Here is a 13,944-nt window from a genome sequence, read left to right on the forward strand (position 1 = left end):
GTGAGAAGTTAGGAAAAGATTAGCTTAACCTACGTCATCATGGGCAAAGCGATTAAAGAGGAAGTCTAGAGCATAATTACGTAGTTGGTAGTATTGGGGATCTTCCATGATGCGGGCGCGATCGCGTGGACGAGAAAAGGGAATTTCCATGACTTCACCAATTTTCGCGTGTGGGCCATTGGTCATCATTACCAATTTATCTGCTAAAAATAGTGCCTCATCGATGTCGTGGGTAATCATCAGCACTGTACAACGGTTATCGCCCCAAATTTTCAGCAATTCTTCCTGTAATTCTTCTTTGGTGATGGCATCTAGCGCCCCAAAAGGTTCATCTAAAATTAAAACTTTCGGGCGAATCGCCAAAGCACGCGCGATAGAAACCCGTTGTCTCATCCCACCAGACATTTGCATTGGTTTCTTTTCCATTGCATCAGCCAGTCCCACCATTGCTAAATGATCGCGCACGATCGCTCTTTTTTCGGCTTGTGGTTTGTTAGGATAAACGGCGTTAACAGCTAAATAGATGTTTTCAAAAGCAGTTCGCCAAGGTAGCAAGGCATAGTTTTGGAAGACAACCATCCTGTCTGGGCCTGGCTTGGTAATGGGTTCTCCTTCGAGTAACACTTGCCCGGAGGTGGGAAAGTTAAAACCGGATACCATATTTAACAGTGTCGATTTGCCACAGCCAGAGTGACCGATGACACAAATAAACTCTCCCTGTTCGACGTTGAGGTTAACGCCATCGAGTACGGTGAAGGGGCCTTGCTTTGTCGGATAAACTTTGGTAACGTCTTTAATTTCTAGGAAAGGTCTGCGGCTGGTGGTTGCAGCGACGAATGGTTTTCCTAGTGTGGTTGTAGCTGTTGAGTTGCGGTTTTGCATAGTATTTGGTATTTGGTATTTGGTATTTGGGGATTAAAAAGCTTAATGTACTCGGTGTGCAACTGAATATTTTGACCTCTCTCCAAACCTCTCCCCTTCTAGGGGAGAGGCTTTGAATTTTCCCCCTTCCCTATAAGGGAAGGGGGAAGGGGGTAGGGGGTTAGGTCTTTTGTTGGCTTTTCCAGATGACGTGAAAAGTCAGATCATTAATGGAGTTCAAAGGTTCATTAACGGAGTTCAAAGGTTCATTAACGGAGTTCAAAGGTTCATTAACGGAGTTCAAAGGTTCATTAACGGAGTTCAAAGCCTCATTAACGGAGTTCAAAGCCTCATTAATGGAGTTCAAAGGTTCATTAATGGAGTTCAAAGCCTCATTAACGGAGTTCAAAGCCTCATTAATGGAGTTCAAAGACTCATTAATGGAGTTCAAAGACTCGCGTGTGATGTGCTACTCCTTCCACTCCCTCTTTCTCTCACGATTCTTTTATGATGCGAGTCTCCTCCTCGGTGCATCAAGAACAACTTCCGCAACTGAAAAATCACGTTTAATTTTCAAGTTGTTGAGATAGGCGATCGGATCGTCGGCGTTAAAGGGAGTACCATCGAACAGTTGAATCGGTTGGCGAATATAGCTAATATCCAAACCTAATTCTCGTGCGGCGGTGCTGAAAACACGCACTCGACACACCCGTTCAACAACTTCTACCCAATTTCTGGGGAAAGGAGTATCACCCCAACGCGCCAATTGACTCATAATCCAAATTTGTTCGGTGCGACTGGGACGGTTGATCGCAGAATCGGAATAAAATTGGAGATGGGCATAGTCTCGCAACGGATGGTCTAAGTCACAGGTGAGACTATCTGGATCTTCGAGTTGAATGTATTCTAAATCAGTGCTGACATAATCTCGCCCTGCTAAAATTTGCCGAATTTCTTGGGTATTTTCGGGATTTGCACAATAATGGCAAGCTTCTAACAATGCTTTAGTCAAGGCGATATGCGTATTTGGATAATTTTCTGCCCAATCTTCCCGCACACCAAGAACTTTACCGGGGTGTCCCAGCCAAACTTCTAAATCGGTAGCGATGGTAAAGCCAACATTTTCCACAGCCGCGCGGTAGTTCCAAGGTTCGCCGACGCAGTAACCATCAATGCTTCCAGCTTTGAGGTCGGCTACCATCTGCGCTGGGGGAATGGTCTTCATATCCACATCGCTATCGGGGTCAATTCCACCAGCCGCTAGCCAGTAACGCAGCAACAAGTTGTGCATCGATGCGGCGTGTACTACTCCCATTGTGTGCCGTTGATCACGGGTGCGAAGCAGGTATCTTTTGAAGTCTGATAAGGTTTGTACACCTTGGTCGAGAAAGCGTTTTGCCAAGGTGATGGCGTTACCGTTGCGAGTCATGGTAAGGGCGGTGACAACGGGCAGAGGTTGGTTATTATGTCCTCCCAAAGTTAACCACATCGGCATCCCTGAAGGCATTTGAGCCGCATCTAAGTAACCACCACTTATGCCATCTTCTATACCCCGCCAGCTACTTTCCCGCACCAGGTTAACTTCATCTAAACCATGTTTGAGAAAGAAGCCTTTTTCTTTAGCAACTGCTAAAGGGGCGCAAGCTGTCAGAGGTAAAAAGCCAATTTCTAGGTTAACTTTTTCTAATCCATGACGGGCAACGTCGGCAGTTTTCCGCGCTCGAATTTTTTTGATTCGTTTTTGCTGATTGAGGAAGTAAATCATCTCACTCCGCAAGCTGTAGTAGCTAGGATGTTCTACGACTTCCATCCGCTTGCGGGGTCTGGGAATATCCACTTCTAAAATGTCGCCGATTTTAGATTCGGGGCCGTTGGTTAGCATCACGATTCTGTCAGATAACAGCACTGCTTCATCTACATCATGTGTAACCATCACGGCGGTAACTTGATTTTCTTCGCAGATTTGCATGAGTTGTTCTTGCAAATTGCCGCGTGTGAGTGCGTCTAATGCACCAAAAGGTTCATCTAGCAAGAGTAATTTGGGACGAATTGCTAAGGCGCGGGCGATCGCAACTCGCTGCTTTTGTCCACCTGATAACATTCCCGGCTGTTTGTCAGCATGGGGACGCAAACCCACCATATTAATATGTTTTTCGATGATAGCGTTGCGTTCCTCGGCGGATATACCCTTCATTACCGAGTCCACAGCGAGGGCAATATTTTCTCTTACCGTTCGCCAAGGTAATAAGGAATAATTTTGGAACACCACCATTCTGTCTGGGCCGGGTTTGGTGATTTTTTGTCCTTCGAGAGTGACAAGTCCTTCAGTGGGCAAATCCAAACCCGCAATCATATTTAATAAGGTGGATTTGCCGCAACCGGAGTGACCAATCAAAGAAACGAATTCTCCTTTTTTAATTTGGAGGTCGATTCCTTTAAGGGCGATATATTTGCCACCACCAGTTAATTCAAAAACTTTTTCAATTTGATCAACAGCTACAAACATACTCATTTGTCCTTTGTCATTAGTCTTTTGTCATTAGTCTTTTTTCTTTCGCCATTAGCCCTTAGTACGTGGTCATTAGTCCGTGTTTTCAAACCTCTCTTTAAGCACCCTAGTCTTTGAAGATCCCCCCAACCCCCCTTAAAAAGGGGGGCTTTTAGAGTTTCTTTTCTCCCCTTTTTAAGGCAGGTTTTTAGAGTTTCTTTTCCCCCCTTTTTAAGGGGGGTTAGGGGGGATCTTCGAGTTTTAAAACAGTCCCTAGCCCTTAGTTTTTTACAAATGACTAATGACCAATGACCAATGACTATTTCTGTTCTGCTGGTAAAATCTTGTTTTGCAGCCAACCCATCGCTTTATCTAGGAGCAACCCAACAACACCGATGTAAACTAGAGCTAAAATTACTTCGCTGACGTTGTTATTTTGATAGGCATCCCAGATAAAGAAACCGATGCCGACAATACCGGACATGACGATTTCGGCGGCGATAATTGCTAACCAAGCTAAACCGATCGCAATTCTCAAGCCGGTAAAGATGTAGGGTAATGCTGCCGGAATCAAAATGTTAGTGAAATATTCTTTGCGGCTAAGTTGCAGAACTTTGGCGACGTTGTTGTAATCTTGGGGAATTTGGGTTACGCCGACAGCAGTGTTAATTAAGATGGGCCAAATGGCGGTGATGAAGATTACGAATAAGGCGGCTGGTTCGTTTTGTCGTAAAGCTGCTAAAGAAATCGGAACCCAAGCTAGAGGTGGTACTGTCCGCAGTAGTTGAAAGATGGGGTCTAAAGCTTTGGACATGGTTTTATTGACACCAATTAAAATGCCCAAACCAATACCAACGATCGCAGCTAAGGTATAACTGATCGCAACCCGTTGTAAACTAGCGAGAATCTGCCAAAATAAACCTTTATCAAGCCCACCCCGGTCATAAAAGGGCCAGAAAATGAGAATCCAAGTATCTTGAACAACTTGTATTGGCCCTGGTAATGTAGCGCCCGGAGTCCAAGAGAAGAGTTGCCAAATAGTCAGGAAAATTGCGATCGCGATCGCTGGTGGTATCAGGTCAGGAAATTGCTTTTTCAGGCTGGATATAAAGCCATTACTCAATCTAGGGCTTGCAGGGCGTTTTTGAGCTATTGTCATGATGCTGTATTCTCCTCAAATTTTATTTTTTATTTGTCCTTTGTCATTTGTCCTTTGCAAATAACTAATGACCAATGACCAATGACTAATGACCAATGACTAAACACTGACCTTTTTGATTTTCAAACTCTTCAAATATTCTTCTGGCTTTTCGGGGTCAAATTTGATGCCATCAAAAAACTCTTCTACACCACGGGATGTATTTGTGGGAATATCAGCAGCAGCAATCCCAGCTTCTTTGGCAGCTTCTTTCCAAATATCTTCGCGGTTGACTTTGTTAATCAGTTCCTTAGCTTTGGCAGCATTATTGTCTAGATAATCTTTTGGCAAGAATCCCCAGCGAACGTTTTCAACTATGAACCATAAATCGTGACTCTTATATGGATAGGAAACACTACCTTTTTCATCTTTCCAGTAGTAAGCCGCCATTGATTTATCATCAATTTTGCGACCATCACCCATGTCATACTTCCCTTGGTATGGATCTGCCAGAATTTCCGGTGAAGGAAGATTGAAATAATTTCGTCCAGCTAGAATTTGAGCCGCTTCTTTGCGATTGTCAAAATTATCTAACCACTGCTGGGCTTCCATAATTCCTTTTAAAATTGCTTTGGTAGCCTTGGGATTTTTATCAACCCAATCGCCTCTCATGGCAAGATATTCTTCAGGATGATTTTTCCAAATTTCTGCGGTTAATGCTGCTACGTAGCCAATCTTGTCTTGAACAAGGCGATAAGGCCAGGGGTCGCCTGTACTAAAGGCATCCATTGTTCCTGTTTTCATGTTGGCTACAGTTTGCGCCGCAGGTACTGTGAGCAACTTGACATCTGCATCTGGATCTAAGCCGCCTGCTGCTAACCAGTAGCGAATCCACAAATCTTGGTTGACATGGGGAAAAGTGAATGCAGCAGTGAAGGGTGTTGAAGATTTTAATTCCTTAAATAAAGACTTAGCGCCGGCGAGTTGTAAGCTAATACCTTTGCCTTGGTGCTTGCTGGCGATCGCAATTCCATTTCCATGTGTAATTAATTGACATAAGACATACATGGGAATTTTTTTATTTCCCTTGGTGATTAAACCTTCTGAAATTAAATGTGGCATTGGCATCTGCCATTGACCGCCATCTATACCACCACCGGCAGAACCAATTTCTACGTTGTCTCTGGCTGCACCCCAAGAAGCTTGTTTGGAAAGACCAACATCAGTCATGCCATACTTTGCAAAAAATCCTTTTTCTTTAGCAATAATTAAAGGAGCCGCTTCTACAATGGGAATATATCCTAGCTTGACTGTAGTAGTCTCTGGTGCTTGTTCGGAACTAATATTAGCAACCGATTGAGCAGTTGGTTGTGTTTGAGTGCTTCCACCAGTGAGGTTATCAGGGGGATTACCCAAACAGCCTTTTAAGAATACAGCACTCGCTGATGCTCCGGCTGTGAAAATGAATTTGCGACGGGAAATTTGATTAAAAAATTCTGTCATAATATCTCCTGAAAACGTAAATGTTATATTTTATAGCTATGGCAAATTAGGCAAAAAACATTGTGCTTATTGCGTACTAATGATTAAGCTATATTTGGCAATGTAAACGCAGCCATTTCATCAATGACACGGCTACTTATATAAAAACTCGGCTAATTTATTGGCTCTGGTCTAGTGTGACGCAGAGACATCATTCACCTTGTTGAAATCAGTTTACAGCCTTTGAAGCAAAATTAGTTCACTCGCAGCCTCGAATTATTAAACAAATATTAGATTGGATGTATAAGTAAAAATTTATCTATTTTCCTTAACTATAGTAATAATTTCTAATATATAAACTCTTGTTTATGGAGACTATTATATTTACACTATGATTTACTGTTTTCGCTTATTTTATAACTTTCTCTTTAGCCGCAATTAGTCATATATAAGTTTTTATTGATGCAGACTATTATATTTAAATTATGATTTGTATAGCAATCCTGTTTAATTTGCTCTCGACGAAAAGCTCAGATCCCCGACTTCTTGAAGAAGTCGGGGATCTTTTTGTTCGTAACTCCTGCACGGATTGCTATATCATGTCCAAATAATTAGTTATGGTTATCTCAACCTAGTAAATAGACGTGAGCCGTTTAGGTAGTATATTCGGCGTTAATCCTCACGTAGTCGTAACTCAAATCACAACCCCAAGCTTTACCTGAACCATGACCATTGCCAACGCTGACTGCAATGATCACCGGATTATCTACTCGTTGGGCCTTGATAGTGTTTCTATCAAAGGATAAATCATTACTATTATTGGTAGCAACGAAGTCTTTGGGGAGGGAAGAATCAACGCCTGCTTTTTTCAAATAAGCACTCGCTGCTGCACGGTCAAATTGCAGAGGTTGCCCATTTTCTAACATTAAGAAATCCCCTAACTTAATTTGCAGGTTTTCTTGCTCAAAGGGTATACCTGCACGTCCGGCGGCGGCGGCGATGCGTCCCCAATTTGGATCACGTCCAAAGATTGCAGATTTAACTAAGGATGAACCAGCGATAGTTTTGGCTATTTGTCGGGCTGAAATTTCATCATGGGCCCCTGTTACTTCCACTTCAATTAAACAAGTTGCGCCTTCACCATCACGAGCGATCGCTTTGGCTAAATGCTGGCAAACTGCTGTTAACATCGCCTCTAATTTCTCTGCCTCTGCGCCCCATTCTATAATTGCTGGGGTACGAGATTGACCGTTTGCCAAAGCGATTAAGCTGTCATTGGTACTAGTATCGCCATCCACGGTAATGGAATTAAAGCTTCTATCTGCCGCCCTTGCTAACATCTGCTGCCACAGGGCTGGGGAAACTACAGCATCACAAGTAACAAATGCCAACATAGTTGCCATGTTGGGGTGAATCATGCCGGAACCTTTGGCAATACCACCAATTCGTACCGGGCGATCGCCTACAGTTGTCTCTAAAGCAATAGATTTTGTTACCAAGTCTGTAGTGATAATCGCTCCGGCCGCGGCATCCGAACCTGTTTCTGATAGTGCTGCTACAACCTTGGGAATCCCACTTCGCAAGGCATCCATCTTAATTCTTTGACCAATTACGCCAGTGGAAGCCAATAACACAGATTCAGATGAGATGTTCAGAGCTTGGGCTATTGCCATAGCAGACTCTAGAGCGTCAAGGTAGCCTTGATTACCTGTAGCGGCATTTGCTTGTCCAGCGTTGCAAAGGATGGCTCGAACGCTAGGTTTCGCTTGCAAGCGTTGGCGACAATATTCTACACAGGCAGCTTTAACTTGACTGGTGGTGAATACACCAGCTGCGATCGCTTCCACCTCTGAGAATATCAAAGCTAAATCCGGCAACCCCGAAGGTTTCAACCCTGCGGTTATTCCCGCCGCCTGATACCCCCTTGGTGCGGTGATGCCACCCGTTATTTTTTGCCAATCTGCCATTATTCTTCACTCTAAACTATTAAGGGATTTGAACAACCTCTCAATAGTTTAAAGTTTTGAGGGTAAATTTTACCCTGTATTGCGCTCTTATGAGAAAAAATAGTCTGCAAAATTACAGTATCCAGCGACAATAGCTCTATCCAGCCATCTACATTAGTAAACTGAGGATACCTCCGATAAAATTCGGCTGGTAGCCCGAACCTCGCACCGTTACGAATTTTGACACTCCGAATGCTGTAGGAGTTGCTCATATTCATGCTTATGCACAGCGTGTACTTAACATAATAGACTATTTATAATCTTACAAATTAAATTGATGTTCGGCTTTAGGTTTATGTTGATGAAAATTAAGCGAACAAGGCTCTAATATCATCAATCTTCATTAATCTTTAATTTATGGAGAATTTAAAATGAACAATCAAATCAAAGAAATTAAACTTCTATTTCTCAATCTATCAAATGGGAATGATGAGTTTCGACAAAATCGTGAGGACACTTTAAAACATATTAGAGCAATTCCCAAAATAGAAATCGAAGAAACAAACTCACTTGAAACGGCAAAAGAAAAGCTTATAGGCTTTAATGCTTTTGATTTAGCATGGGATGTTTTTTTTGTGTGGATTGATGCTGAAAATTCGCATATCTGGGATGAATTAGTCAACTTCAAAGATCAACAGAAAGAATTTGAGTATCTAGGAATTATTGTTGTATTTGGCTTCAATGAAACCATTCAAGAAAAAGCTCGTGATGCGATGTTAGGAGGGATATACGCATTTGCTTGTCCTTTCAATTCCTATGTTCTCGAAGCCTATATTGAATCAATAGGCTTAGAAATGAAAAACTTTAAATCTTTGCTCAAGTTTAAAAAAGACTTTCTTCAAGAGCAAGATTTTGATTTTGAGGAAATGGTAGAAAATGTTTTCCTAGAGTTGAAAACTAATCCCATAGTTGGATACGACAGAGCTACAATATCATTAATTGATAATAAAACTAGTGAAAGATATTTATTAAAATATGATGGTCTTCGTTCAAACCCAGATCGACAACTTCTCAAAGTAATTAATGAAGATAATTTGATCAAGAATGTCAATGAAAAGGGCGTACTTATCATAGATGACCTTAAGAATTTACGTGATAATCATCCAGAGAAATTACATAACCTGGGTTGGGAAAATGAGGATGCAACAAATGATATTAATTCTTGGGTTGGTTTTGCTGCAAAACGTCAAAATAAAAGTATAGCCATTATTACTCTCGATCACAAAACTCCAGGTCATTATGCACGATATAAAGACAAACTGGTTAAGTTTCTTAAAGGCTATAGTGAAATTCTTGCAGATACGATCGTAGACTTTTTACAGGAAAGAAATGCCAGGGTAGTTAGAGAAATTACACGTGAAATCGGAGATGACCTAAAGAGTAAGGCTCTGATGCGTCAAATACTTGTGAAGCTAAGGGATGAACTTAAATGTGATAATTGTACGTATTTTAACGTTTCCTCTTCTATTGATGTTAGCGAAACTTTTCTTGAAAAATGGGTTGCAGCCAATGACTCAAAAGAATTTGAAGAACAATCGGGAAGATTTAAAAGACGTTTCAAGAAAGGAGAAGGAATCGTCGGCTGTGTGTTAACAGATGGTAAGAGTAGAATTATACCAAATGCGGCAGAAAATGCAGAGTTTGAACCAACTTTGCACTTTACAGGTAGCAATCTTTCTATGCTGGCAGTGCCTGTAATACCTTATATAGATGCAAACGAGGTTAGCCAGTCCAACCGGATGATTGGTGTAATTAATTGCTATAAGGAAAAGAAAGATCACTTTACTATTTATGATCGTGATCTTGTTGAAACCGTTGCACAAAGTACGGCAACTATTATTGAACGTACAATGACTTTAGAGTACTCGAACGATATCAGCAGCAAGATGAATGATCTTGTACTCGATAAAAACAAGACAAACAAGACAAATTTACTCAAAAAAATTTGTGAACACGCATTAAAAGTCACCAGTGCTAGGGCGGCAGTTATTCATCGGTTAGAATATTCCGCAACATTACCAAATGGTGAGGAAACTTATAGAGTCAAAGGTGAGTCTTATACTTTTCCTGAAAATGATAAGCCGCAAACTCCCCGCTTGGATGGAAGCGGCACTACAGATGTGGTAATTCGAGAAAAGAAGACAACGGAGTTTTCCGAAAGCTTTGGAAACTTTAACTGTATTCAAGAAGAATTAATCAATTTAGGAATTAAGTATCAAATAGTTGTTCCTTTGATGATTAAAGATGAAGAAGAAAAACAGCGTCTTATTGGGGCTTTATATCTAAATAAATATTCGGAAATCCCCTTTTCTGAAGTTGAAAAATTCGCACTTGAGTTGTTTGCAAGCCAAGCCGCCAGCACAATTTATCATCAAGAGTTTTTGTCTGAAAGACTAACTTGGACTAAAGCCAACACGGATCTTGCTAGTGCTATTGAGGTTATAGCTACAAGAGACGATCCAGCCCTGCTGCTAAGAGATATTGTATGTTATGCTTATTCGCTGGTAGCTCCAAGTTTTAGCTATCTAGCTCTCTTGACTGATGACAGCAATCTTGACTACAAGGCTGCCTGGCCAGAATCTATTTTAGCTGAATTAAATGAATTTCATGGTGATAATGAAAATATTATAAATAAAAACAAAATAGGAATTACAAAACTTGCGGTCAAGCAACGGAAAACCATTCTTATTGCTGATCTTCACGAAGAAGAAAGCAAAAATTCTGAATATTGGCAGGAATATATTCTCTTTAGAAAAGAAACTCGCTCAGAGCTTGTGGTTCCTATAATAGGTGTTGACAAGATAATTGGTGTAATTAACCTTGAGCATGAAGAACCCTATGCTTTTACTGAGGTACACAGAGAAGTTATTGAACATTTTGCAAGACAAGTTGCAATTGCATTTCAAAAGAAAAATCTTGTTGAATCTGTCAGCCGTCAGAAGAATATATTAATTGGGCTTCAACGCTCTTTACAAAAGATAATTGAATCGCCGCATCCTCAAGATATGTTGCAAAATGCAGTTTGGCAAACTCGAGAAGCCGTTGGAGCTAATGAAGTTATTGTTTTTCCAATTCAAAAACAAAACGGTAAATCGGAAATTTTGATTAAAGACATTGTTCCTCTGAATGTTAGCAGCAATAAAATTAATGCTTTGAAAGAAGTATCTCTGCAAGTTTATTATGAGCAAAAAGCCGGAGTGTATGATGACAAAAAAAAGATTCATGTATCTAAAATCAAATTTCTTCTTAAGTCCATAAATGTAAACAAATCTGATCAAAAGCAAATAAATGAATCAGTTATTGCTTGTGGATTATGCGTTCCCTTCTCCTCTCGATATGAGAAGATCGGTGTCATGTGGATACTCTTTTCAAAACCATTTGAAAAAGAGCTTTCAGAAGAAGATAAAGCTATATATCAGGTATATGCTAATCAGATAGCATTAGCTTATACTAATGCTAAACAATCTGAGATATTAAAGCAGAAACTTTCTAAGAATACATCTGAGCTTACTGCGAACATTGATCATAACTACAAAGATGCTCGAAAACAGGCAAATATAAGTTTTGGAATCTCAATATGCACTTCACTTGCTGGACTTATACTTATATTCTATGGTGTATCTAATTTAATAGCCAAGAACGACAAAACCTCCCAAGCTTTTACTGGTGGAAGTGGTATTGCTACCTTGGTTGGTGTATTGTTACAAGCAGTTACCGTGTTAGCGTTCGACCGTGGGAAAGCAGCAAATGAACGCATGGATCGATATCATAAAGAATTGTATAATGTGCGCCAATTGGAGATATTACTCTCGGCTACAGAACAGCTTGATCCAGAAACTGCGCCAAAGGTAAAACAAGAAATTATTCAGAGTGCTACTAATAGTTGGATTGAATCTGTTAGTGAATCAAATTCACGTTCTTCAAAATCTACTGAAGTTAAACCACCGGTGAAGCCTGAGCAAAGCGAATAGGTTGGATCAAATCATCACGGTGTATTTGCTTACTAAAATAAATTATTTCTGTACTAAGGGTTAATACTTATTTATTTAAATTCTTTTTAAGAATGCTCAAAAGTTATGCGTAAATACCACATAAACAAATAAAAAAGAGAGCTACTAAGGCAGCTCTCCAGATCATCAGGGTGCATCTACTTACCACAGCATATCATTTTATGTATGCGGGTTGTCACCAGTTTTTATATGAAGATTCTGTGAAGAAGACCGGGAAAATACTTAGTTGGGCATTGGGAATTGAGCATGGGGCATGGGGGAAAGATTTAGTGCAACTTCCCCTCTGCTCACCTACGCTACATCCCTTACCCAGCAAACTTGATTTGATAGACTACTAGTACAATACGGCGGAAATAAACATACCATTTCAAATGGTGCAAGAAGCTCGGAATACAATTCTTTTGACTTTTGATTTTTCACTTCCGCCTCGCGGTACTAGTCGTTCAGTTTCTTTTCTACCAATTCGTTAGTCAGCTTAGGATCAGCACGTTTGGCTGTTTTTTTCAAAACTTGTCCAACAAAAAAGCCTTTGAGATTGGTGTTACCGTTGCGATACTTTTCTAGTTCTTTGGGATTGGCGGCTATGACTTCATCAACGATGGGTTCTAGTACACTAGGATCGGTGATTAACTCTTGACCTGCAAAAGCTTTTTCAGGAGAAATCCCATTTAGCAAATCTGGCAACTTTTCTTTAGCTTGAGCATTGCTAATTTTGCCCGTTTCAATGCGAGTAATGATCTCAGCTAAATTGGTAGGAGTCAGCCCGATTTGAGTAATACTTAGTTTTTGCTTATTAAGGTAGGCGGCGATATCTTGAGTAATCCAGTTTGCAGCAGCTTTGGGATTTGCTCCAGATGCGATCGCAGTTTCAAAATATTCCGTTACTGGACGATCTTCTGTCAACACTCGCGCATCGTAAGCCGAAAGTCCCAACTCACTTTCATAATGATGACGTTTTTGGGCTGGTAATTCTGGTAATTCGCTGCGCCACTTCTCTAATTCTGAATCCGTCACCTCAATTGGTGCTAAATCTGGTTCGGGGAAGTAGCGATAATCGCTAGAACCTTCCTTCACCCGCATACTAATTGTACGTTGAGCGCCTTCTTCCCATAGCCGAGTCTCTTGGATGATGCGATCGCCTGCTTCGATAGCGGCGATTTGGCGCTCAATTTCGTAGTCAATTGCTCGTTGGATGGCGCTGAAGGAGTTCATATTTTTAATTTCTACCTTGGTGCCAAATTCTTTTCGTCCCACTGGACGCACAGAGATGTTGACATCGCAGCGCAGAGATCCTTCTTGCATATTGCCATCACTCACGCCGAGATAGCGCACAATCCGGCGCAACTCTTCGGCATATTCAGCAGCTTCTAATCCAGAACGCAAATCAGGTTCTGAGACAATTTCGACTAACGGTATACCTGCGCGATTGTAGTCTACCAGAGAATAAGAAGAACCGGAAAGGCGATCGCTACCTGCGTGTACCAATTTTCCTGCATCTTCTTCCATGTGCAGACGTGTAATACCAATACGTTTACGGGTGGGATTCCCCTCAGCATCTACCAACTCAATTTCTAACCAACCATGTTCTGCGATCGGTAGATCATATTGAGAAATTTGGTAATTTTTTGGTAAGTCAGGATAAAAATACTGTTTCCGGTCAAACTTACTATATCTAGCAATTTGACAATTCAGTGCCAAACCAGTTTTGACAGCGTATTCTAATACTTTTTCATTAAGTACAGGTAAGACCCCAGGTAAACCCATACAAACCGGGTCAATGTTAGTATTTGGGTCAGCGCCAAATGCCGTAGAGCTATTAGAGAAAATTTTGGTCTTGGTACTCAACTGACAATGGGTTTCTAGACCAATAATCGCTTCATACTCAGTTTTTACAGTTGTAGCAGTCGTCATAATATCACTAATTTCGGCATAATCCTTGTAGTGGTACTATTGTAACGG

The 13,944-nt window shown here is 40.9% G+C and carries 7 protein-coding genes; 1 reads left to right on the plus strand and 6 read right to left on the minus strand.

Annotation, left to right across the window (positions count from 1 at the left end):
• Window positions 1-24 precede the first annotated feature (24 nt).
• The 5 genes from V7K69_RS14090 to argJ all read right to left on the minus strand — a co-directional run bounded on the left by V7K69_RS14090 (window position 25) and on the right by argJ (window position 7,936).
• Window positions 25-882, minus strand: a complete 858-nt coding sequence (locus V7K69_RS14090) for a nitrate ABC transporter ATP-binding protein (RefSeq protein ID WP_335035286.1) — start codon at window positions 880-882, stop codon at window positions 25-27.
• A 484-nt stretch (window positions 883-1,366) separates the two neighbouring features.
• The gene (locus V7K69_RS14095; protein WP_335035288.1) at window positions 1,367-3,373 is read right to left on the minus strand and encodes an ABC transporter ATP-binding/substrate-binding protein; all 2,007 of its coding nucleotides are present in this window, start codon (window positions 3,371-3,373) and stop codon (window positions 1,367-1,369) included.
• A 295-nt stretch (window positions 3,374-3,668) separates the two neighbouring features.
• Complete coding sequence (ntrB, locus tag V7K69_RS14100; RefSeq protein ID WP_335035290.1) at window positions 3,669-4,508, minus strand: nitrate ABC transporter permease; 840 nt, start codon at window positions 4,506-4,508, stop codon at window positions 3,669-3,671.
• A gap of 99 nt (window positions 4,509-4,607) precedes the next feature.
• Entirely contained in the window at window positions 4,608-5,990 is a 1,383-nt protein-coding gene (locus V7K69_RS14105) for a CmpA/NrtA family ABC transporter substrate-binding protein (protein ID WP_335035292.1), read from the minus strand.
• A gap of 632 nt (window positions 5,991-6,622) precedes the next feature.
• Window positions 6,623-7,936 (minus strand): bifunctional ornithine acetyltransferase/N-acetylglutamate synthase, encoded by a 1,314-nt coding sequence (argJ, locus tag V7K69_RS14110; RefSeq protein ID WP_335035294.1) that lies wholly within the window; start codon window positions 7,934-7,936, stop codon window positions 6,623-6,625.
• Between the two features lie 410 nt (window positions 7,937-8,346).
• Between argJ and V7K69_RS14115 the strand changes: the two genes are divergently transcribed.
• Complete coding sequence (locus V7K69_RS14115) at window positions 8,347-11,946, plus strand: GAF domain-containing protein (protein WP_335035296.1); 3,600 nt, start codon at window positions 8,347-8,349, stop codon at window positions 11,944-11,946.
• Window positions 11,947-12,420: 474 nt separating this feature from the next.
• On the opposite strand, the gene gatB is transcribed toward V7K69_RS14115, so the two are convergent.
• Window positions 12,421-13,896, minus strand: coding sequence for an Asp-tRNA(Asn)/Glu-tRNA(Gln) amidotransferase subunit GatB (gatB, locus tag V7K69_RS14120; protein WP_335035298.1), 1,476 nt, complete (start codon window positions 13,894-13,896; stop codon window positions 12,421-12,423).
• Window positions 13,897-13,944: the final 48 nt, after the last annotated feature.

Source organism: Nostoc sp. (assembly GCF_036917775.1).
Classification (GTDB): Bacteria; Cyanobacteriota; Cyanobacteriia; order Cyanobacteriales; family Nostocaceae; genus Nostoc.

Bases quoted from the DNA above. Each gene is read 5' to 3' on its own strand.
- V7K69_RS14090 (WP_335035286.1), bottom strand. From the start codon at position 882: ATGCAAAACCGCAACTCAACAGCTACAACCACACTAGGAAAACCATTC.
- V7K69_RS14095 (WP_335035288.1), bottom strand. From the start codon at position 3,373: ATGAGTATGTTTGTAGCTGTTGATCAAATTGAAAAAGTTTTTGAATTA.
- ntrB (WP_335035290.1), bottom strand. From the start codon at position 4,508: ATGACAATAGCTCAAAAACGCCCTGCAAGCCCTAGATTGAGTAATGGC.
- V7K69_RS14105 (WP_335035292.1), bottom strand. From the start codon at position 5,990: ATGACAGAATTTTTTAATCAAATTTCCCGTCGCAAATTCATTTTCACA.
- argJ (WP_335035294.1), bottom strand. From the start codon at position 7,936: ATGGCAGATTGGCAAAAAATAACGGGTGGCATCACCGCACCAAGGGGG.
- V7K69_RS14115 (WP_335035296.1), top strand. From the start codon at position 8,347: ATGAACAATCAAATCAAAGAAATTAAACTTCTATTTCTCAATCTATCA.
- gatB (WP_335035298.1), bottom strand. From the start codon at position 13,896: ATGACGACTGCTACAACTGTAAAAACTGAGTATGAAGCGATTATTGGT.